22 protein-coding genes are annotated in these 19,290 nt (G+C 72.5%); 15 read left to right on the top strand and 7 right to left on the bottom strand.

What is annotated here, in order from left to right:
- The first annotated feature begins 273 nt into the window (after positions 1-273).
- The 6 genes from ACFYXS_RS24035 to ACFYXS_RS24010 all read left to right on the top strand — a co-directional run bounded on the left by ACFYXS_RS24035 (position 274) and on the right by ACFYXS_RS24010 (position 5,187).
- Positions 274-1,041, top strand: coding sequence for a metallophosphoesterase (locus ACFYXS_RS24035; protein WP_389251432.1), 768 nt, complete (start codon positions 274-276; stop codon positions 1,039-1,041).
- A gap of 99 nt (positions 1,042-1,140) precedes the next feature.
- Complete coding sequence (locus ACFYXS_RS24030; RefSeq protein WP_389251430.1) at positions 1,141-1,584, top strand: SRPBCC family protein; 444 nt, start codon at positions 1,141-1,143, stop codon at positions 1,582-1,584.
- 1 nt (position 1,585) lies between these two features.
- Positions 1,586-2,818 carry an ArsA family ATPase gene (locus tag ACFYXS_RS24025; RefSeq protein WP_389251428.1) on the top strand — a complete coding sequence of 411 codons (1,233 nt, stop codon included), beginning with the start codon at positions 1,586-1,588 and terminating at the stop codon, positions 2,816-2,818.
- 79 nt (positions 2,819-2,897) lie between these two features.
- Complete coding sequence (locus ACFYXS_RS24020) at positions 2,898-3,299, top strand: DUF5304 family protein (RefSeq protein ID WP_319662106.1); 402 nt, start codon at positions 2,898-2,900, stop codon at positions 3,297-3,299.
- An 89-nt stretch (positions 3,300-3,388) separates the two neighbouring features.
- Entirely contained in the window at positions 3,389-4,330 is a 942-nt protein-coding gene (locus ACFYXS_RS24015) for an ROK family glucokinase (RefSeq protein ID WP_319662104.1), read from the top strand.
- Between the two features lie 92 nt (positions 4,331-4,422).
- Complete coding sequence (locus ACFYXS_RS24010) at positions 4,423-5,187, top strand: endonuclease/exonuclease/phosphatase family protein (RefSeq protein WP_389251425.1); 765 nt, start codon at positions 4,423-4,425, stop codon at positions 5,185-5,187.
- A gap of 6 nt (positions 5,188-5,193) precedes the next feature.
- On the opposite strand, the gene ACFYXS_RS24005 is transcribed toward ACFYXS_RS24010, so the two are convergent.
- Both ACFYXS_RS24005 and ACFYXS_RS24000 read right to left on the bottom strand, forming a co-directional pair.
- A complete protein-coding gene (locus tag ACFYXS_RS24005; RefSeq protein WP_389251423.1) occupies positions 5,194-5,721 on the bottom strand; it encodes a hypothetical protein in 528 nt (175 codons plus the stop codon).
- Positions 5,714-6,517 (bottom strand): alpha/beta hydrolase, encoded by an 804-nt coding sequence (locus ACFYXS_RS24000; RefSeq protein WP_389251421.1) that lies wholly within the window; start codon positions 6,515-6,517, stop codon positions 5,714-5,716. The genes ACFYXS_RS24005 and ACFYXS_RS24000 overlap by 8 nt, the downstream gene beginning before the upstream one ends.
- Positions 6,518-6,644: 127 nt before the next feature.
- Between ACFYXS_RS24000 and ACFYXS_RS23995 the strand changes: the two genes are divergently transcribed.
- The 5 genes from ACFYXS_RS23995 (at position 6,645) to ACFYXS_RS23975 (ending at position 11,266) form a co-directional block, all read left to right on the top strand.
- Positions 6,645-7,361 carry a lysophospholipid acyltransferase family protein gene (locus ACFYXS_RS23995; RefSeq protein ID WP_319662095.1) on the top strand — a complete coding sequence of 239 codons (717 nt, stop codon included), beginning with the start codon at positions 6,645-6,647 and terminating at the stop codon, positions 7,359-7,361.
- A 109-nt stretch (positions 7,362-7,470) separates the two neighbouring features.
- Complete coding sequence (gene macS, locus ACFYXS_RS23990; RefSeq protein ID WP_389251688.1) at positions 7,471-8,607, top strand: MacS family sensor histidine kinase; 1,137 nt, start codon at positions 7,471-7,473, stop codon at positions 8,605-8,607.
- A 17-nt stretch (positions 8,608-8,624) separates the two neighbouring features.
- The gene (locus ACFYXS_RS23985) at positions 8,625-9,284 is read left to right on the top strand and encodes a response regulator transcription factor (RefSeq protein ID WP_319662094.1); all 660 of its coding nucleotides are present in this window, start codon (positions 8,625-8,627) and stop codon (positions 9,282-9,284) included.
- A gap of 174 nt (positions 9,285-9,458) precedes the next feature.
- Positions 9,459-10,487: a 6-phosphofructokinase gene (locus tag ACFYXS_RS23980; protein WP_389251418.1), complete on the top strand. Its 1,029-nt coding sequence runs from the start codon at positions 9,459-9,461 to the stop codon at positions 10,485-10,487.
- Between the two features lie 131 nt (positions 10,488-10,618).
- Positions 10,619-11,266, top strand: coding sequence for a uridine kinase (locus tag ACFYXS_RS23975; protein ID WP_389251416.1), 648 nt, complete (start codon positions 10,619-10,621; stop codon positions 11,264-11,266).
- 4 nt (positions 11,267-11,270) lie between these two features.
- On the opposite strand, the gene ACFYXS_RS23970 is transcribed toward ACFYXS_RS23975, so the two are convergent.
- From ACFYXS_RS23970 to erm, 3 genes are all read right to left on the bottom strand, one after another.
- The gene (locus tag ACFYXS_RS23970; protein WP_389251414.1) at positions 11,271-11,696 is read right to left on the bottom strand and encodes a hypothetical protein; all 426 of its coding nucleotides are present in this window, start codon (positions 11,694-11,696) and stop codon (positions 11,271-11,273) included.
- Between the two features lie 177 nt (positions 11,697-11,873).
- A complete protein-coding gene (locus ACFYXS_RS23965) occupies positions 11,874-13,859 on the bottom strand; it encodes an anthranilate synthase family protein (protein ID WP_389251412.1) in 1,986 nt (661 codons plus the stop codon).
- 185 nt (positions 13,860-14,044) lie between these two features.
- Positions 14,045-14,842 (bottom strand): 23S ribosomal RNA methyltransferase Erm, encoded by a 798-nt coding sequence (erm, locus tag ACFYXS_RS23960; protein WP_389251409.1) that lies wholly within the window; start codon positions 14,840-14,842, stop codon positions 14,045-14,047.
- A 238-nt stretch (positions 14,843-15,080) separates the two neighbouring features.
- Here erm and ACFYXS_RS23955 point away from each other — a divergent pair, with 238 nt between their 5' ends.
- The 3 genes from ACFYXS_RS23955 to ACFYXS_RS23945 all read left to right on the top strand — a co-directional run bounded on the left by ACFYXS_RS23955 (position 15,081) and on the right by ACFYXS_RS23945 (position 17,483).
- On the top strand, positions 15,081-15,587 hold the full coding sequence (locus ACFYXS_RS23955) for a DUF1772 domain-containing protein (protein WP_389251407.1): 507 nt from the start codon (positions 15,081-15,083) through the stop codon (positions 15,585-15,587).
- A 108-nt stretch (positions 15,588-15,695) separates the two neighbouring features.
- Entirely contained in the window at positions 15,696-17,045 is a 1,350-nt protein-coding gene (locus ACFYXS_RS23950) for a class II 3-deoxy-7-phosphoheptulonate synthase (RefSeq protein WP_389251405.1), read from the top strand.
- A 141-nt stretch (positions 17,046-17,186) separates the two neighbouring features.
- Positions 17,187-17,483 carry a bacterioferritin-associated ferredoxin gene (locus ACFYXS_RS23945; protein WP_389251403.1) on the top strand — a complete coding sequence of 99 codons (297 nt, stop codon included), beginning with the start codon at positions 17,187-17,189 and terminating at the stop codon, positions 17,481-17,483.
- A gap of 9 nt (positions 17,484-17,492) precedes the next feature.
- On the opposite strand, the gene bfr is transcribed toward ACFYXS_RS23945, so the two are convergent.
- Entirely contained in the window at positions 17,493-17,972 is a 480-nt protein-coding gene (bfr, locus tag ACFYXS_RS23940) for a bacterioferritin (protein ID WP_389251401.1), read from the bottom strand.
- Positions 17,973-18,139: 167 nt separating this feature from the next.
- Between bfr and ACFYXS_RS23935 the strand changes: the two genes are divergently transcribed.
- Complete coding sequence (locus ACFYXS_RS23935) at positions 18,140-18,754, top strand: sulfite oxidase-like oxidoreductase (protein WP_389251398.1); 615 nt, start codon at positions 18,140-18,142, stop codon at positions 18,752-18,754.
- 16 nt (positions 18,755-18,770) lie between these two features.
- Here ACFYXS_RS23935 and ACFYXS_RS23930 read toward each other — a convergent pair whose 3' ends face one another.
- Positions 18,771-19,268 carry a DUF4396 domain-containing protein gene (locus ACFYXS_RS23930; protein ID WP_389251396.1) on the bottom strand — a complete coding sequence of 166 codons (498 nt, stop codon included), beginning with the start codon at positions 19,266-19,268 and terminating at the stop codon, positions 18,771-18,773.
- Positions 19,269-19,290: the final 22 nt, after the last annotated feature.

The following is a 19,290-nucleotide window of genomic DNA, read 5'->3' as shown; positions in this document are numbered from 1 at the left end:
TCATCGGCGCCGGCGGCGGTGCTGGCTGCGTCCACTGCGGCGTTGAACAGTGGAGCGGACTGCCCGGACGTTACCCACCGGTAAAGCTCCAGCGGTAGGGGGTGCCGTGTAGATGTTTTGTGTGTCACACCGTCGTCACACACCGGCGGCCGGCTGCGGCGCAGCGCGTATCCACTGGTTGGAAGCCTAGTCGAGGCCTTTTATGACCCGCAGGTAACAAGCGTCCCGGCACTCGCCGCCCGCGGCGGGTCCCGGCGTCCTAGAGTGATCGTCATGCGCGTCCATGTCGTCAGTGATGTCCACGGCGCCGCCGAGGCGCTCGCCAAGGCCGGGGACGGGGCCGACGCCCTGATCTGCCTCGGGGACCTCGTCCTCTTCCTGGACTACGCGGACCACTCGCGCGGCATCTTCCCCGACCTGTTCGGCGCCGAGAACGCCTCCCGCATGGTCGCCCTGCGCACCGCGCTGCGCTGGGACGAGGCCCGGGCCCTGGACCGCGAGCTGTGGGACGGCCTCGGCACCGACCGGCGCACCGCCATCGAGGCCGCCGTGCGCCGCCAGTACGCCGAACTGTTCGCCGCCTTCCCCGCACCGACGTACGCCACCTACGGGAACGTCGACATCCCCGCGCTGTGGGCGGAGTACGCCGGGCCCGGTACGACGGTGCTGGACGGCGCCACCGCCGAGATCGGCGGCCTGGTCTTCGGGTTCGTCGGCGGCGGCCTGCGCACGGCCTACCGCACCCCGTACGAGATCGACGACGAGACCTACGCCGCCAAGGTGGCCGCCCTCGGCAAGGTCGACGTGCTGTGCTCGCACATCCCGCCCGCCGTGCCCGAGCTCTGCTACGACACCGTCGCCCGCCGCTTCGAACGCGGCAGCGAGGCCCTGCTCGACGCGATCCGCAGCATCCGGCCCAAGTACGCGCTCTTCGGGCACGTCCACCAGCCTCTGGTGCCCCGGATGCGGATCGGCACGACCGAATGCGTGAACGTCGGTCACTTCAACTCCAGGAGAACGCCGTGGGCGCTGCAATGGTGACCGCCCCGGAGGTCTGCGGGCGCCCGACCAGGCGGTAGCCTTCACCGGCAGACACACGACAGCAGGCACAGGCAGCGACGTCCCGGAGGGGCCACGGAGATGGCGGAACACACGAGGTCCAGCATCACGATCGACGCGGCCCCGGCCGATGTCATGGGTGTCATCTCCGACTTCGCCCGCTACCCGGAGTGGACCGGGGAGGTGAAGGAGGCAGAGATCCTCGCCGCCGACGCCCAGGGCCGCGCCGAGCAGGTCCGCCTCCTCCTCGACGCCGGTGCGATCAAGGACGACCACACGCTCGCCTACACCTGGGTCGGCACCAGCGAGGTGCACTGGACGCTGGTCAAGTCCCAGATGCTGCGCGTGCTGGACGGCGCCTACATCCTCGCCCCGGTCGAGGACGGCAAGCGCACCGAGGTCACCTACCAGCTGACCGTCGACGTCAAGATCCCCATGCTCGGCATGATCAAGCGCAAGGCCGAGAAGGTCATCATCGACCGGGCGCTGGCCGGCCTGAAGAAGCGCGTCGAGTCCCAGGACTGACGTGCGCACGGTCCTGGTCACCGGCGCGGGCGGCGCGGGCCGCACCACCGTCGCGGCCGCCACCGCCGTGACCGCGGCCGCACCCGGGCGCCGGGTCCTGGTGCTGTCCGCGGACCGCGGCGAGGCGCTGGCACGCGTCCTCGGCACCGCCGTCGGTGCCGGCACCGTCCCCGACGGGTCCGGCCCGAGCGCCGGCCGCGCCGTCTCCGCGGCCCCCGTCCCCTCCGTGCCCGGGCTGTGGGCCGGCCGGATCGACCCGGCCGCCTCCTTCCGCGCCGACGCCATCGAGTTCCAGGGCCGGGTCGGCGCGCTGCTCGAACTGCTCGGCGCCGCGCCGCTGGACCCCGAGGAGCTCACGGAACTCCCCGGCGCGGAACCGCTCGCGCTGCTGCGCGCCCTGCGCGACACCGCGGACGGCTGGGACCTGGTCGTGGTCGACCTCCCGCCGGTGCGCGCCGCCCTCGCCGCGCTCGCCCTGCCGGAGCAACTGCGCCGCTACCTCGCCCGGCTGCTGCCCGAGCAGCGCCAGGCCGCCCGCGCCCTGCGCCCGATGCTCGCCCAGCTCGCCGGCGTCCCCGCGCCCGGCCCCTGGGCGTACGAGGCCGCCGCCCGTGCCGACCGCGAACTGGGCGCCGCCCAGGCGGTGGTGGAGGACGCGGCAACGACCGTACGGCTGGTGGTCGAGCCCGGCGCGCACGCCGCCGAGGCGGTGCGCCACGCCCGGGCCGGCCTCGCCCTGTACGGCCACCGGCTGGAGGCGGTCGTGGCCAACCGGCTGCTGCCCGCGCACTCGCCCGACCCGTGGCTGGCCGAACTGTCGGGCCTGCAGCGCAAGGAACTGCGCGCCCTGCGCGCCGAGATCGCGGGCACGGGGACCTCCCTGCACGAACTGCCGCACCTGGGACGCGAACCGCGCGGGACCGAGGACCTGGCGCGGCTCGCGGCCGAGCCGCCCGCCCCGGCCGCCGAGGGCCCCGCCGCGCCGCCCTGGACCACCGAGGACCGGCTCGCGGCCGAGGGCCACTTCCTGTGGCTGCTGCCGCTTCCCGGCGCGCTGCGGCACACCGTGGACCTCGTCCGGCGCGGCGACGAACTCGTCGTGGACGCCGAGGGCCACCGGCGCGTCCTGCCACTGCCCTCCGCGCTGCGCCGCTGCACCGTGGAGGGGGCCGCGCTGCGCGACGGTGTGCTGCAGGTCCGGTTCGTCCCCGACCCCGCCGTGTGGCCCCGATGACGGCGACGGCCCCCTGAACGCACCGGCTTCGTTCGGGTAACGTCGTAGTCAAAAGCCGGAGCGCCCTACGGAGCCCACCATGAGCGAATCCACGGACCGTACCGACCGCCCCGAGGCCGATCACGACGCCTGGGCCAAGGCGAGCGCGGAGGACATCGCCGCGGAGAAGGCCCGCCGCCGGCAGCAGTCCGGACAGGAGCCGGGCAGCGCCGCGGAGGAACTGCGACGGCTCGCCGAGGCCGTGGCCGAGCGGATCTCCCTGCTGCGCAGCCCCGCCGCCGAGATGGCCGCGCAGGGGATCATCGCCCAGGTGAAGCAGGCCGTCGAGCCCGTCGTCGAACGCAACCCCGAGGTCTTCGACCACCTCGCGGCGGCCGGCGCCGAACTGCTGGCCGCCTACCGGGCCGCCGTCAGCCGCCAGGAACGGCGCTGGACGTCCGGCGACGGCGGGCCGTCCAGCGAGCGCATTGACCTGGACTGAACGCGAACTGAACAAAGGGCGGAACGGGGCGCACCTCGCCCTCCGGTACGGTTGGACGCAGCGGGGATCGACCGAATACTGAGGGACACATGGGACTCACCATCGGCGTCGACATCGGCGGCACGAAGATCGCGGCCGGCGTGGTCGACGAGGAAGGCTCGATTCTCGAAATCGTCAAGGTGCCGACTCCGTCGACCTCCGAAGGCGTCGTCGACGCCATCGCCGCCGCCGTCCACGACGTCAGCACGAGCCACACGGTCGAGGCCGTGGGCATCGGTGCCGCCGGCTACGTCGACGACAAGCGGGCCACCGTGCTCTTCGCGCCCAACATCCGCTGGCGGCACGAGCCGCTGAAGGACAAGGTCGAGCAGCGCGTCGGTCTCCCCGTCGTGGTGGAGAACGACGCCAACGCCGCCGCCTGGGGCGAGTACCGCTTCGGCGCCGGCCAGGGCCACGACGACGTCATCTGCATCACGCTCGGCACCGGCCTCGGTGGCGGCATCATCATCGGCAACAAGCTGCGCCGCGGCCGCTTCGGCGTGGCCGGCGAGTTCGGCCACATCCGCATGGTCCCGGACGGCCTGCTGTGCGGCTGCGGCAGCCAGGGCTGCTGGGAGCAGTACGCCTCCGGCCGCGCCCTGGTGCGCTACGCCAAGCAGCGCGCCGTCGCCCAGCCCGAGAACGCGGCGTTGCTGCTGTCGCTCGGTGACGGCACCCCCGACGGCATCCAGGGCCAGCACATCAGCCAGGCCGCGCGCGGCGGCGACAGCGTGGCGGTGGACTCGTTTCGCGAACTCGCCCGCTGGGCCGGCGCGGGACTGGCCGACCTCGCCTCGCTCTTCGACCCCTCCGCCTTCATCGTCGGCGGCGGTGTCTCGGACGAGGGCGAGCTCGTCCTCGACCCCATCCGCAAGTCCTTCCGCCGCTGGCTGGTCGGCGGTCAGCTGCGGCCGCACGCCCAGGTCCTCGCCGCCCAACTCGGCGGCAAGGCCGGACTGGTCGGCGCCGCCGACCTCGCCCGCCAGGGCTAGCCCGGAGGGCCGTCCGTCGTGTGCCGGTGCCCCCGTACCCCGCTTCCGCGGAGTACGGGGGCACCGGCGTTCCGGCCGGGTAGGGTGACGGCGTGAGCGAGGTCCCGCGGCCGGGTCTGCCGGCATCCCGCACCGAGCCGGACGGCTCCGCCGTCATCCGCGTCCTGAGCTACAACATCCGCTCGATGAGGGACGACGAGGCCGCCCTCGCCCGGGTCATCCGCGCCTGCGCGCCCGACATCGCGCTGATCCAGGAGGCCCCCCGCTTCTTCCGCTGGCGCAAGGCCGCCGCCCGGCTCGCCCGCGACTCGGGCCTGGTGACCGTCACCGGAGGGGCGACCGCCGCCGGCCCGCTCGTCCTGTCCTCGCTGCGGGTCCACGTGGAGCGCACGGAGGACGTCCTGCTGCCGCGCACCCCCGGGCTGCACCAGCGCGGCTTCGCCACCGCCGTGGTCCGCGTCGGCGGCGCCCGGCTGTCCGTGCTGAGCTGCCATCTGTCGTTGCGGGCCGACGAGCGCTACGAGCAGGGCGGCATGCTGCTGGACCGCCTCGCCGCGATGGGCGAGCCCCACGCCGTTGCCGGCGGCGACCTGAACGACCGCCCGCAGGGCCGCACTTTCCGCCGGCTCGCCCGAGAACTGCAGGACGCCCGGGCGGTCCGGCCCTGGGGCGGCGAGTACACCTCCACGCCCGGCGACCCGCACCAGCGCATCGACGCCGTCTTCACCACGTCCGGCATCGAGGTCCTCGGCTGCGGCGTCCCGGAGTCGCTGCCGGGCATCACCAGGAACGACCTGAGGGCGGCCACGGACCATCTTCCGGTCCTGGCCGCCCTCAGGGTGCCGTCGGTGTCGTGACCGCGGTCAGACGACCGCGCCGCCGCCCGGCAGGTCGTCGTCCTCGTCGCCGCCCGGCCGCATCCGCGTGACCAGGGTGGCGAATCCGCCGAGGAATCCGCCGATGCCGACGGTGACGGCCCACCACGGCATCTCCTCCTGGAAGAGGATGAACGCGAAGATCAGCAGCGGACCGCCCAGCGCCGCCAGCCAGGCGAACTTCGTGGTGACGTCGGCGTTCGGCAGCGGCGGCGGCTCCGGCGGTACGAAGTGGCCCTCGTCCTCGTCCTCGTCGAGTTCGTAGTCGCGGGGGCCGGAGATGACGGGGTGGATGACGATGGAGGTCGTCTCGGGCGTCGTCGGCACGACGAAGGGGCCGGGCTTCGAGGAGCCCTCGGCGACGTCCTCGGCCTCCGGCCAGGACGCCGTGCCGGGCTCCGGGTCGGCGTCGTACCCCGCCACGATCTGCGCCCAGGCCTCGGCCTCGTCGACCGGCTTGGGCTCGGGCTCGCCGCCCTCGGGCAGCGGACGGCGGTCGTCCTCGGGCTCAGCCACGTGCGGCGTCCTCCTTCTCGTTGCTCTCGTCGTCGCCCGCGGCCGGCCCGGTGCCGGTGAGCCGGCCCACGAACGCGTACGACTGCTCGAAGATCGTCTCGGCGTCGTGGTCGAGGGTGGCCACGTGGTAGCTGCGCTCCAGCACCGTCTCCGTCACGTCCGTCGACGAGACGCGGCTGAGCACGAGCGCCGAGTTGGACGGGTGGACGACGTGGTCGACCCGGCTGCGCAGGAGCAGCAGCGGCTGGGTCACCTGGGGCAGGTCGCGCCGCACCAGGTTCCAGAAGCGGCTCAGGGAGTGCACCGCGTGCAGCGGGGTGCGGTCGTAGCCCACCTCCACGGAGCCCTCCTTCGCGATGTCGCTGGCGATGCCGGGCACCGAGGGCACGAAGTGCCTCAGCACCGGCACGGCCTTGAGTTGATGGCTGTCGGCCTTGACCGAGGGGTTCACGAGGGCGATGCCGCTGACCGCCGCGCCGTGCTGGGCGGCGAGGCGCAGTGTCAGCGCACCGCCCATGGACATTCCGAAGACAAACACGCGTTCACAGCGTCCGGACAGCGCGCGGAATTCCCGGTCCACCTCGGCGTACCAGTCCTGCCAGCCGGTGACCTGCATGTCCTGCCAGCGCGTCCCGTGCCCGGGCAGCAGCGGTGCCGACACACTCAGACCGCGCCCCGCCAGGTACTCGCCCCACGGCCGCATGGACTGCGGAGTGCCGGTGAAGCCGTGGCACAGCAGGACGCCGATGTCGCCGCCGTCGTGGCGATAGGGCTCGGCCCCGGGCATGAGCGGCACCGTAGGTCTCCTGTTCGGTGGAATGCGCGGAAAGCGATACCTCACAGTACGCGGACGGCCCACACCGGGGGAGAGCCCTGCCCGATCTGGCGTTAAGGTCTTCCCGTCAGACACAGGAGGTCATCGGTTGTTGTACGGCGTGATGAAGATCGCGATCGGCCACCCCCTGCGAGCCGCCTTCCGGCCGTGGGTGGAGGGCATGGAGAACATCCCCAAGCAGGGACCCGCGATACTGGCGAGCAACCATCTGTCCTTCTCCGACTCCTTCTTCCTGCCCGCCGTGCTCGACCGCAAGGTCACCTTCATCGCCAAGGCCGAGTACTTCACCACGCCGGGCGTCAAGGGCAAGCTCACCGCGGCGTTCTTCAAGGGCGTCGGCCAGCTGCCGGTGGACCGCTCGGGCGCGCGCGGCGCCGGCGAGGCGGCCATCCGCAGCGGGATAAAGGTCATCGAGTCCGGCGAGCTCTTCGGCATCTACCCCGAGGGCACCCGCTCGCCCGACGGCCGCCTCTACCGCGGCAAGCCCGGCGGCCTGGCCCGGATCGCGCTCGCCACGGGCGCCCCGGTGATCCCGGTCGCCATGATCGACACCGAGAAGATCCAGCCGCCCGGCAAGGTCGTGCCCAAGCTCATGCGGCCCGGCATCCGGATCGGCAAGCCGCTCGACTTCAGCCGGTACCAGGGCATGGAGCAGGACCGTTTCATCCTGCGCTCGGTCACCGACGAGGTGATGTACGAGATCATGAAGCTCTCCGGCCAGGAGTACGTGGACGTCTACGCCTCCGCCGCCAAGCGCCAGATCGCCGAGGCGGCGAAGAAGCAGCAGGCAGAACCCGGGGCGTAGCCCCGGCCAGGGGGAACGGGGGAGGCCCATGGCCAGGGACACGGCCGGCGGGCCGGAGGCGCGCCCGGCGGCGGGAGCGGCCGGGCGCCCGCCGGAGCGCGTCGTGCGCATGTCCGTCGAGCAGCCGCTGTGGCGCGCGCTGACGGGCTACCGGGTGCTCACCGCCGGCTACGCCGTCGCGCTGTTCGTCGTCGGCTACGAGGGGCATGCCCGGCCGGTGCCGGGCATGGCCTTCATGGCGGTCCTCGTGGTGTGGACGCTGGCCACGCTCGGCAGGGTCACCTCGCCCCGGCGGTGCACCCGCGGCTTCCTCTTCGTGGACCTCGGCATCGCGCTCACCGGTATCCTCCTCACCCCGTTCGTCGAGACGCACCAGCGCATCGTCGACGGCGGGCCCACCCTGCCGTCGATATGGACGGCGGGCTCGGTCCTCGCCTTCGCCATCAAGGGCGGCTGGCGGTGGGCGGCGGCCGCGTCCTGCCTGGTCGGCGGGGCCAACATGGTCGAACGCGGAGCGCTCGCCCGCGACACCGTCCACAACGTGCTGCTGGTGGCCATCGCCAGCATCGCGATCGGCTACGTCGTCGAGGTCGCCCGCGCCAGCGAGCGCACCCTCGCCCGCGCCCTGCAGATCGAGGCCGCCACCCGTGAGCGGGAGCGGCTGGCCCGCGACATCCACGACAACGTGCTCCAGGTGCTCGCCATGGTGCAGCGGCGCGGCACCGAGATCGGCGGCGAGGCCGAGGCGCTGGGCACGATGGCCGGCGAGCAGGAGGCCGCGCTGCGCGCCCTGATCAGCGGCGGTCCCACGGCGCTGTCCGGGGTGCCCGGCCCGCGCGACGCGGACGCGGACCCGGACACCCCCCGCGACCTGAGGGTCCTGCTCACCCCGTTCAGCAGTACCCGCGTCACCGTGGCCGCCCCCGGCACCCCCGTCCTGCTGCCCGCGCACGCGGCCGCCGAACTCGCCGCCGCGGTGGGCGCCGCCCTGGAGAACGTGCGCAAGCACGCGGGGGAGCGGGCGCACGCCTGGATCCTGGTGGAGGACGCGCCCGACGCGGTCCTCGTCAGCGTCCGCGACGACGGCCCCGGCATCCCCGAGCGCCGGCTCGCCGACGCCGAGGCGGAGGGGCGGCTCGGCGTCGCCCAGTCCATCCAGGGGCGGCTGCGCGACCTCGGCGGCACGGCCGAGCTGGTGTCGGTGCCGGGCCAGGGGACAGAAGTCGAGTTGAGGCTCGGCAAATGAGAGAGGAGATTGGGCTCATGGCCGTAAAGGTGATGGTGGTGGACGACCACCCCATGTGGCGGGACGCGGTCGCGCGCGACCTCACCGAAGCCGGGTACGTCGTGGTGGCGACCGCCGGCGACGGCCCGGAGGCGGTGCGCCGCGCCAAGGCCGCCCTCCCGGAGGTGCTGGTCCTCGACCTCAATCTGCCGGGCCTGTCCGGCGTCCAGGTCTGCAAGGACGTCATCGCGGAGAACCCCGCCCTGCGGGTACTGGTGCTGTCGGCCAGCGGTGAGCACGAGGACGTCCTGGAGGCCGTGAAGTCCGGGGCCACCGGCTATCTGCTGAAGTCCGCGGGCCGGGACGAACTCCTCGACGCCGTGAGCCGCACCGCCGTCGGCGACCCCGTCTTCACCCCGGGCCTGGCCGGCCTCGTCCTCGGCGAGTACCGGCGGCTGGCCTCCGACCCCGCGCCCGCGGCGGCCGACCGGCCCGAGGCGCCGCGGCTCACCGACCGCGAGACCGAGGTACTGCGCCTGGTGGCCAAGGGACTGAGCTACAAGCAGATCGCCGAACGGCTCGTCATCTCGCACCGCACCGTGCAGAACCACGTGCAGAACACCCTCGGCAAGCTCCAGTTGCACAACCGCGTCGAGCTGGTCCGCTACGCCATCGAGCGCGGTCTGGACGAGGAATAACTTCTCGCCGCGATCACGGCACTGGTCCGCCTGCCGCACTCGGACGAGTGAATCCGCCGCTCCAACCTCCCCGCACGCCAAGGGATTTCACCGAACGGCCCATCCCACATGTGACACCGGTCACGCTAGCGTCGTTGGCGCAGGCAAATGGTGCGAACGGGAAGGGGAAGGATCATGCGAGTTGGCGTGCTGACCGGCGGCGGTGACTGCCCCGGGCTCAACGCGGTCATCCGTGCCATCGTGCGCAAGGGTGTCCAGGAGTACGCGTACGAGTTCGTCGGATTCAGGGACGGCTGGCGCGGGCCGCTCGAAGGGGACACCGTGCCCCTCGACATCCCGGCCGTCCGCGGCATCCTGCCGCGCGGCGGTACGATCCTCGGCTCCTCGCGCACGAATCCGCTCAAGGTGGAGAACGGCGTGCGCCGGGTCAAGGAGAACCTCGCCAAGTTCGAGGTGGAGGCGCTCGTCGCGATCGGGGGCGAGGACACCCTCGGCGTGGCGACCGCCCTGTCGGACGAGTACGGGATCCCCTGCGTCGGCGTACCGAAGACCATTGACAACGACCTGGCCGCCACCGACTACACCTTCGGCTTCGACACGGCCGTCAACATCGCCACCGAGGCCATCGACCGCCTCCACACCACCGCCGAGTCGCACATGCGGGTCCTGGTGGTCGAGGTCATGGGCCGGCACGCGGGCTGGATCGCCCTGCACTCCGGCCTGGCCGGCGGCGCCAACGTCATCCTGGTGCCGGAGCAGCGCTTCGACGTGGACCAGGTCTGCGCCTGGGTGGAGAGCCGCTTCAAGATCCGGTACGCGCCCATCGTGGTGATCGCCGAGGGCGCCATGCCCAAGGACGGCGACATGGTGCTGAAGGACGGCACCCTGGACTCCTTCGGCCACGTCCGCCTGTCCGGCGTCGGCGAGTGGCTGGCCAAGGAGATCGAGAGCCGCACCGGCAAGGAGGCCCGCACCACCGTGCTCGGCCACGTCCAGCGCGGCGGCACCCCCAGTGCCTTCGACCGCTGGCTGGCCACCCGCTTCGGCCTGCACGCCATCGACGCGGTCCGCGACCGGGACTTCGGGAAGATGGTGGCGCTGCGCGGCACGGACATCGTCCGGGTCCCGCTGGCGGACGCGACCAAGCAGCTCAAGACCGTCGACCCGAAGCTCTACGCCGAGGCCGGCGTCTTCTTCGGGTAAACACCTCGTTTCCCTGCCGTCTCCTGGGCTTTCCCCGCTTGCCATGGGCGATCACGCGGCCGTACATTCCCTCCACCCGGCTTGTCCGGCCGCTTCGTTTATCCCCCTTGAGCACATGAGGAGCGCCCGGCATGACGGGTGTACTGGCGGTCGCAGGCGGCACCGCATCCGGCAAGTCCACGCTTGCCGAGGCGCTGTCGCTGACGTGTCCCGAGACCATCGCACTGATCCACCTGGACGACCACTACGTGCCCGCGCACGACCCGCTGAGGGGCGTGTGGACGGTCAGCGCCGGCGGGCACGCGGTCCTGGACTGGAACCACCCCGGCTCCATCGACGAGACCGCCGTCGGCGAGGCCATCGACGCGGCGCGGCTGCGCCCCGGGGTGCGCCTGGTCGTCGTCGAGGGGCTGTTCGCGCTCACCCTCCCGGCCGTCCTGTCACGGGCGGCCTGGCGGGTGTACGTGGACGCCCCCGACGACGTCCGGCTGGCACGCAAGATCCTGCGGAAGATCGAGGTCCAGCGGCAGGACCCGCGGCTTTCGCTGCGGAACTACCTGCAGACCGGCCGTGACCGCCACGCCGCCCATGTGGCGCCCTCACGGGCCCGGGCCGACCTGGTGGTCGACGGCACCACCGACGGCCCCGAGATGCTGGCCGCGGTCCTCGGCCTCGTCGGCCCCGCCCTGACTCCCGCCCCGGAGCCGGTCGCCGCCGTCCGCCCCCGGCGCTCCCGCGCCGCCGCCCGGACGCGCCAGCTGCCGGCCGCCGCCGTCTGAGGCCTCACACGTCGTGGGCGTCGATGTGCACGTCCGCGCTGCCGTCGGACCGGTGGGTCACCGTGACGTCCATGGACCACGACAGTGCGTGGTCCCGCCACTGGTCGTGGTCCCCACCCTCCAGGCACAGGTCGGCGTCGCAGGGGGAGGGGTCCGCGTCCGTCAGCCGGGGATACGCGGCGGTCAGCAGTGAGCCGGCCCGTTCGCCCGGCAGCCGGAAGTCGACCCGGTAGCCGCGGTCCATCACTCCGCCGTCGTCCCGGCATCTGACGTCCGTGGCCTCGGCGGGGACCGCGCCGCCGAGGAAGGTCTCGGTCTCCTCGCAGTCCACTGGGTACGGCTGCATCGCGGACCGGGCGAAGACCGCGCCCTGGGCGAAGAGGACCAGCAGGACCAGCGGAGCCGCCGCCAGGAGCACTCCGAGCATCATGGGGCTGTCCGTGCGGGACGGCACAGGCGTGCGCGGACTCCATGTGCCGTTCAACGTCCCCGCCCACCCCGTCCGTTCGGCTGTCCGGCCGGGCAGCAGCGTGGCAGATTTCTTGAACGCGTTCAACTCTTCTGCCGCGCTGCTTCCTTTTCGCGCCGCGGCGCCCCGCCCGCCGCATCAGCCGGCGACCACCACCGATGCCATCAGCTCCGTCACGATCGCCGTGCCGTTCAGGGTGAGCACGGACTCGGGGTGGAACTGCACCCCGGCGAAGCCGGGCCCGCGCATGGCGTGCACGTCGCCCGTGGCCGGGTCGCGGCTCAGCTCGACGCGGTGCATGGCCAGCTCCTCCGCCGTCCTGGCGTCGCAGCGCGCGGTGAAGGAGTTGTAGAAGCCGACCGTCTCCGTGCGCCCGAACAGGTCGACCGCCGTCTGCGCGCCCTGGAACGGCACGTCCTTGCGCTCGATGGCGAGCCCCAGCTCGGCGGCGACCAGCTCGTGGCCGAGGCACACCCCCAGCAGCCCGTGCCGGTGGTCGCGCACCAGGCGCGCGGCGAGGCCGCGCAGGAACGCCATCTTGGGGTCCGTGGTGTCCGCCGGATTGCCCGGGCCGGGGCCGAGCACGACCGGGCCGCGGTGCGCGAGGACGGCCTCGCGCAGGCCGGGCTCGTCGTAGCGGCGCACGGTCACCTCCAGCCCCGAGGAGCGCAGGACGTGCGCCAGCATCGCGGTGAAGGTGTCCTCGCCGTCGACCACGAAGGCGTGCCGGCCGGCGAGCGGGCCCGGCCGCTCCTGCTCACCCGCGGGGGCCTGCATCCGCAGCCAGAACGGCGCGAGGTTGCGGCGGCGTCCCGCGAGCGCGGCCTGCACACGGGTGTCGTCGCCGAGCCTGCGCCGCGGCCCCCCGGCCTCGCGCGCCGCGCCCGGCCGCACCCCCAGCGCCGCCAGCACGCCCGCCGCCTTCGCGTGCGTCTCGGCGACCTCGCCGTACGGGTCCGAGCGGCGCACCAGCGTCGCCCCGACCGGCACCTTCAGCGCGCCCCCGGCGTCGATGTCCGCGGTGCGGATCAGGATGGGGGAGTCCAGGGTCTGGACGCCGCCGCCGTCGCGGCCGATCAGCGCCAGCGCCCCGGCGTAGTAACCGCGGCCCCCTGGCTCGTACCGCTCGATGACCCGGCAGGCGTTCTGCACCGGCGAACCGGTGACCGTCGCGGCGAACATCGTCTCGCGCAGCACGTCGCGGATGTCCATGGTGCTGCGGCCGCGCAGCTCGTACTCGGTGTGCGCCAGGTGCGCCATCTCCTTCAGGCGCGGGCCGACCACCACGCCGCCGAGGTCGCCGACGGTGCACATCATCTTCAGCTCCTCGTCGACGACCATGGTCAGCTCCTCCATCTCCTTCACGTCGCGGAGGAAGGCGAGCAGCCCGTCCATGTCCGGTCCCTGCGCCGGGTAGCGGTAGGTGCCGCTGATCGGGTTCATCACGACCGTGCCGCCCGCCATGCGCACGTGCACCTCCGGGCTCGCGCCGACCAGCGTCCGCTCCGGTGTGCGCACCACGAACGTCCAGTACGCGCCGCGCTCGCCGTCCAGCAGGCGCCGGAACAACGCGAGCGCGTCCGACGCGGAGAAGCCCGGGATCTGCCCGCGGAAGGTCCGCCGGATGACGAAGTTCGCGCCCTCGCCGCGGCCGATCTCGTCCTCGATCACCCGGTCCACGATCCCGGCGTAGGTGTCGTCGTCCACGTCGAAGTCGCCGTGCTCCACGTGCACCCCGTGGGCGGGCAGCGCCCGCTCGAGCTCCGGCAGGGGGATCTCGTACGCCTCGCGCGGGTGCAGGACCACCAGTGGCGTCCCGTCGTCCCGCGCCTCGAAGCCGCGCTCCCTGATCTGCCGGTACGGCACCAGGGCCAGCGCGTCGGCGACCGGCCGTCCGGCCTCCGGCGCGCCCTTCGGCAGCGCGATGTCCGTCAGCCGTTCCACCGAGGAGACCGGGCCGAGCAGCACGTCGACCGTGTCCGCGTCGCGCCCCGGCGTCCTGCGCCGGATCAGCGCGAACGGCGGGCAGGCCGGGTCCAGCAGGCGCTCCACGAGTGCTGCTGCGGAAAGCGGGTTCTTCTCGTCGTCCACGGCGGTTCCTTCCGTCGTCCGGTCGTCGTCCATCAGGGGGACCACCAGGGAAGGGACGGCCGCAGGAACACCGAAGGCCGCCCTTCGGGCGGCCTTCGCGTCAGTTCAGTGCGTACGCGTTGTCAGTGGGCCGCCGGATCCGCGGTCCACCACCACTGCAGGTGCGTCTGCTGTGCGTACATGTTCTGCACGATAACGCATTCCGCCGCCGCGCACCTTCACTCGCGGCCGCGGGCCGGCCGGGGCGTGGCGACTTCCCACAGCGACGCCCACTGCCGCGCCGTGAGGTGCTTGGGCAGCGCGTTCGGCGCCGGGCGTTCGGCTCGCAGCCAGGCGTGCAGCTCCCGGCGGTCGAAGTGCCCGGTCCGCGCGAGGACTTCGCGCACGCCGCGGCCCGGCCCGGTGAAGACCCGCCGGACGAACGCCTGGTAGGGGTCCCGGTCGGCCGGGGCGACGAGCGGGTCGCGGCGCCGGACGACCGTGAGCAGACCGCCGTCGACGGACGGTGCCGGGCGGAACGCCCGCGCGGGCACCCGGGAGTGCAGGACGAAGTCGTACCAGGGCCACCAGGCGGCGGTCAGCATGCTGGCGCCGCCGACGCCCGCGCGGCGGCGGGCGACCTCCCACTGGACGAGCAGCACGGCGGACTCCCACCCGCCGGCGGACAGCAGCCGCCGCAGGATCGGGGTGGTGAGGTGGAAGGGGAGGTTGCCGACGACGACGTGCGGCTCGCGCGGCAGCCGGTGGCGCAGGATGTCGGCGTTGACGACCCGCGCGCCCGGCGGCAGCCGCCGGGCCAGGCGCCGCGCGCGCCGGGGATCGATCTCGACGGCCGTCAGGGGACGGCCGGTGCGGCTGAGGGGGACGGTCAGCGCGCCGTCGCCGGGCCCGATCTCGACGATGGGGCCGCTGGTGCGGGCGACGAGGGCCTCGATGGAGGCGATGACCGTGCGGTCGGTGAGGAAGTTCTGGCCGAGCTCGTGCCGGCCGCCCACCAGGGACTGGTGGTCAGACATGGGTGTGTACTCCGCGACATGTGGACTGGCTCCGACGGTGGACCCGATGCCGCGGCGGTGTGCGCCGCGGTTATGCCCGGCGCATCCGGATGTAGTACGTGCAACCCATGCGCGGCACGCTAGCGGGGACCGCCGCCTCGGCGCATCCGGTTTTTCGCGGCGTCGCGTGGACGCTCGCGTATGCGATCGAGCCTTCCGGCCATGTCCCGTCTCACGGTGCCGGTCCTTCACTGGTGCCATGACAACCCGAGACGCAGTCCTCACAGCGGCCGCGGTCGCCACCGGTCTGATGGCCGGCCTCTTCTTCGCCTTCTCCGTCGCCGTGATGCCCGGCCTCGCCCGGACCGGCGACCGCACCCTGGTCGACGCCATGCAGCGGATCAACGCGGCCATCCAGAACGGATGGTTCCTTCTCGTCCTCGCGGGCGCCCTCCTGCTCGGCGCGGCCGGCGTGGTGCTCTGCGTCCGCGACGGCGCCCGGACCGTCCTGCCCTGGGTGGTCGCGGGCACGCTCTGCTACCTGCTGGTCCTCGTCGTCACCTTCGTCGTCAACATCCCGCTCAACGACCGGCTGGACGCCGCGGGGCCGCCGGACGCCGTGACCGATCCCGCCGCGGTGCGCGACCGTTTCGAGGCCGCCTGGGTCCGCTGGAACCTGGTGCGCACCCTGCTGTGCACCGGTGCCCTGGCGTGCCTCGGCTGGGCGTTGGTCCTCAGCGGGCGGGCCGGCGCCACCGGGTCCTGACCGGGACCCCGCCGGCCCCCGACCGGCCGTACGCGCGATGTGGAATCGCCGTCTCATTCACTGGTCCGGTGCGCCGAGCACCGGACACAACCACGTAATGTGGGGTGCGTGACCGTGAACGCTGATTCCCTCGCCGGGCGCAACACCTGGCGCTCTCTGCCCGCGGCCCAGCAGCCCGAGTACCCCGACACCGAGGCGCTGAGCCGAGTGATCGCGGAACTCGAGTCGTATCCCCCTCTCGTCTTCGCCGGCGAGTGCGATCAGCTGCGCGACCGTATGGGGGCCGTGGCCCGCGGTGAGGCGTTCCTGCTCCAGGGCGGCGACTGCGCCGAGGCCTTCGACCACATCGGCGCCGACCAGATCCGCAGCAAGCTCAAGACGCTGCTCCAGATGGGCGCGGTGCTCACCTACGCCGCCTCCGTGCCGGTGGTCAAGGTGGGCCGCATTGCCGGCCAGTACAGCAAGCCGCGCTCCAAGCCGACGGAGACCCGCGACGGGGTGACCCTGCCCACCTACCGCGGTGACTCGGTGAACGGCTTCGACTTCACCGAGGCCTCCCGGGTGCCCGACCCGGACCGGCTGAAGCGGATGTACCACGCCTCCTCCGCCACGCTGAACCTGGTGCGTGCCTTCACCACCGGCGGCTACGCGGACCTGCGCCAGGTGCACGCCTGGAACCAGGACTTCGTCAAGTCCTCTCCGTCCGGGCAGCGTTACGAGGCCCTGGCCCGCGAGATCGACCGCGCGCTGAACTTCATGCACGCCTGCGGCGCGGACCCGGAGGAGTTCAAGACCGTCGAGTTCTACTCCTCCCACGAGGCGCTGCTGCTCGACTACGAGAGCGCGCTGACCCGCGTCGACTCGCGGACCGGCCGACTGTACGACGTCTCCGCGCACATGGTGTGGGTCGGCGAGCGCACCCGGCAGATGGACCACGCGCACATCGAGTTCGCGTCCCGGATCCGCAACCCGCTCGGGGTGAAGCTCGGCCCGACGACCACGCCCGAGGAAGCCCTGGCGCTGATCGATCGGCTGGACCCGGACCGCGAGCCGGGCCGGCTGACCTTCATCACGCGCATGGGCGCGGGCAAGGTGCGCGACCTGCTGCCGAACCTGGTGGAGAAGGTCACCGCCTCCGGCGCCCAGGTGGCCTGGGTGTGCGACCCGATGCACGGCAACACCTTCGAGGCGGCCTCCGGCCACAAGACCCGCCGCTTCGACGACGTCCTGGACGAGGTCAAGGGCTTCTTCGAGGTGCACCACGCCCTCGGCACCCACCCCGGCGGCATCCACGTCGAGCTGACCGGCGAGGACGTCACCGAGTGCGTCGGCGGCGGCGACGAGATCTTCGTCGACGACCTGCACCAGCGCTACGAGACGGCCTGCGACCCGCGGCTCAACCGCAGCCAGTCGCTGGACCTGGCGTTCCTCGTGGCCGAGATGTACCGCGGGCAGTAGCCGGCAGTCCGCTGACCGCGGACGCCCACGCGAAGGGGCGCGGATCACATCGATCCGCGCCCCTCGACGGTTTTCAGCCACTCGATGGCCGGGTAAGGTTAGGTTAACCTCAGCCGGAACCGAGAAGTGGGGTGAGTCCGCGTGTACGTCTGCTCATGCTTCGGCATCACCGAGGAGCAGGTCAAGCAGCATGCGGACGCCGGCCGCTGCACCCCGCGCCAGATAGCCTCCGCCTGCAAGGCGGGCACCGACTGCGGCTCGTGCGTCCGCCGCATCCAGGCGCTTCTCGGCCGCGGCGAGAGCTGGGCCGGCCGTACCGCGCCCGCCGCCGGGAGCTCCGCGCCGACGCCGGCTCCGTCGCCGTTGGCGCGCCCCGCCGCCCTGCCGGCCGTGTCGCCCGCACCCAGTGCGGTACCGGCCGCGGCGAGCGCCGCCTGAGCGGACGGCTCAGCTGTCCGGCTGCTCGATGACCTGGGCGATGTAGAGCGGCTCCCCGAGCTTCTCGATGAGTTCGAGCTGCGTGTCGAGGTAGTCGATGTGGTGCTCCTCGTCCGCGAGGATGTCCTCGAAGATGTTGGCCGAGGTGATGTCCCCCTTGGCCCGCATGACCTCGATGCCGCGCCGGAGCCGGTCGATCGCCTCCACCTCGACCTGGCGGTCGGCCTGGAACATCTCCGTGACGGTCTGTCCCACCCGCACATGGAAGAGCCGCTGGTAGTTCGGCAGGCCTTCGAGGAAGAGGATGCGGTCCGTCAGCACCTCGGCGTGCTTCATCTCGTCGAACGACTCGTGCCGCGTGTACTTGGCGAGCTTCGTCCAGCCGAAGTTCTCCTGCATCTTGGCGTGCAGGAAGTACTGGTTGATGGCGGTGAGCTCGCCCGTCAGCTGCTCGTTCAGGAACTCGATGACCTCGGGGTCGCCTTGCATGGCAAACCCGTCCTTTCCGGAGTAATCGACACGATGCGGGCATCCTCGCACCGCCGGGCGGGGGTGATCCAGTAAGTCGACACTTACTCCGAAGGCCCGGGCCCGGTTGCCGGTCCCCGGCCCTTCGCTGGTCGGTAGCACTGCGTCCGGTCTGTCACCATGGACGTATGGGTCGGTCCGAACGCCACGAAGGAGCGCTTCCTCCGGGGCAGCGGCTCCAGCGGGGCTGGCCGGTGACCCATTACGGTCCGGTGCCGCGGTTCAAGCCCGACCGGTGGGACTTCCAGGTCTTCGGTGCCACGGCCGACGGCGGCAAGCACGCCTGGAACCACGACGAGTTCTCGGCGCTGCCGTACGCGACGGTCATGGCCGACTTCCACTGCGTCACCAAGTTCAGCATGCTCGGTGTCGAGTGGGGCGGCGTCGCCGCCGCCGAGCTGCTGCGGCTCGCGCCGCCCGCGCCCGAGGTCAGCCATGTGATGGTGTGGGCCGAGTACGGCTTCAGCTCCAACCTGCGGCTGTCCGACTTCGCCGCCGGCACCTCCATATTCGCGACCCACCGCGGCGGCGAACCGCTGACCGCCGAGCACGGCTTCCCGGCCCGGCTGGTCGTGCCCCACCTGTACGCCTGGAAGGGCCCCAAGTGGGTCAGGGGCGTGGAGTACATGACCGCCGACCGCCGCGGCTTCTGGGAGGAGCGGGGTTACCACAACCTCGGCGACCCCTGGGCGGAGCAGCGCTACTCGTACCAGGAGGAGCCCGGCGACGGGCCGGAGCTGTAGCCCCTCGCCCCGGCGCTCAGTGGTACTGGTGGACGACCGCGTGACCCTTGCCGCGGCCCAGCATCCACTTGTTGACGGGCGTGGTGACCAGGAACGCCACCACGAAGGACAGCGCCAGGCTGACCCAGAACAGCGCGTCGGCGAGCGTCGCGTCCATCGCGCCCGGGAAGACCGCGATCGTCGCGTTGTCGGCGAGCTCCATGAAGATGATCGAGACGGTGTCGGCGGCGAGCGCCACCCGCACGGCGGAGCGGAAGTCCACGCCGGCCCGCAGGACCCCGCGCATGGTGAGCGAGTAGCCGAAGACGAAGGCCAGCACGATGGCCAGGATCATGGTCGGCACGTTGTGCCAGCCGAGCGCGGTGCCCACGGCCATGCCGACGACCTCGCCGATGGCGCAGCCGGTCAGGCAGTGCAGCGTCGCACGGACGGCGTCCGGCCAGCCGGCCGGCGCCGCGGGGTGGTGGTGCGCGGTGGAGGTGTGCGGCTCCTGCGGGTGCTCGAGGTGCTGCATGGTGCATCTCCCTCATGTGCGC

The organism is Streptomyces sp. NPDC002574, assembly GCF_042889545.1.
In the GTDB taxonomy this organism is placed as follows: domain Bacteria; phylum Actinomycetota; class Actinomycetes; order Streptomycetales; family Streptomycetaceae; genus Actinacidiphila.
This window is presented reverse-complemented; position numbering and strand designations above follow the sequence as displayed.

Coding starts and splice junctions, on each gene's coding strand:
- ACFYXS_RS24020 (WP_319662106.1), top strand. CDS start 2,898: ATGAGCGAATCCACGGACCGTACCGACCGCCCCGAGGCCGATCACGAC.
- ACFYXS_RS23980 (WP_389251418.1), top strand. CDS start 9,459: ATGCGAGTTGGCGTGCTGACCGGCGGCGGTGACTGCCCCGGGCTCAAC.
- macS (WP_389251688.1), top strand. CDS start 7,471: ATGTCCGTCGAGCAGCCGCTGTGGCGCGCGCTGACGGGCTACCGGGTG.
- ACFYXS_RS23935 (WP_389251398.1), top strand. CDS start 18,140: ATGGGTCGGTCCGAACGCCACGAAGGAGCGCTTCCTCCGGGGCAGCGG.
- ACFYXS_RS23965 (WP_389251412.1), bottom strand. CDS start 13,859: ATGGACGACGACCGGACGACGGAAGGAACCGCCGTGGACGACGAGAAG.
- ACFYXS_RS23970 (WP_389251414.1), bottom strand. CDS start 11,696: ATGATGCTCGGAGTGCTCCTGGCGGCGGCTCCGCTGGTCCTGCTGGTC.
- ACFYXS_RS23985 (WP_319662094.1), top strand. CDS start 8,625: ATGGCCGTAAAGGTGATGGTGGTGGACGACCACCCCATGTGGCGGGAC.
- ACFYXS_RS24015 (WP_319662104.1), top strand. CDS start 3,389: ATGGGACTCACCATCGGCGTCGACATCGGCGGCACGAAGATCGCGGCC.
- ACFYXS_RS24035 (WP_389251432.1), top strand. CDS start 274: ATGCGCGTCCATGTCGTCAGTGATGTCCACGGCGCCGCCGAGGCGCTC.
- ACFYXS_RS24030 (WP_389251430.1), top strand. CDS start 1,141: ATGGCGGAACACACGAGGTCCAGCATCACGATCGACGCGGCCCCGGCC.
- ACFYXS_RS23975 (WP_389251416.1), top strand. CDS start 10,619: ATGACGGGTGTACTGGCGGTCGCAGGCGGCACCGCATCCGGCAAGTCC.
- bfr (WP_389251401.1), bottom strand. CDS start 17,972: ATGCAAGGCGACCCCGAGGTCATCGAGTTCCTGAACGAGCAGCTGACG.
- erm (WP_389251409.1), bottom strand. CDS start 14,842: ATGTCTGACCACCAGTCCCTGGTGGGCGGCCGGCACGAGCTCGGCCAG.
- ACFYXS_RS23930 (WP_389251396.1), bottom strand. CDS start 19,268: ATGCAGCACCTCGAGCACCCGCAGGAGCCGCACACCTCCACCGCGCAC.
- ACFYXS_RS23955 (WP_389251407.1), top strand. CDS start 15,081: ATGACAACCCGAGACGCAGTCCTCACAGCGGCCGCGGTCGCCACCGGT.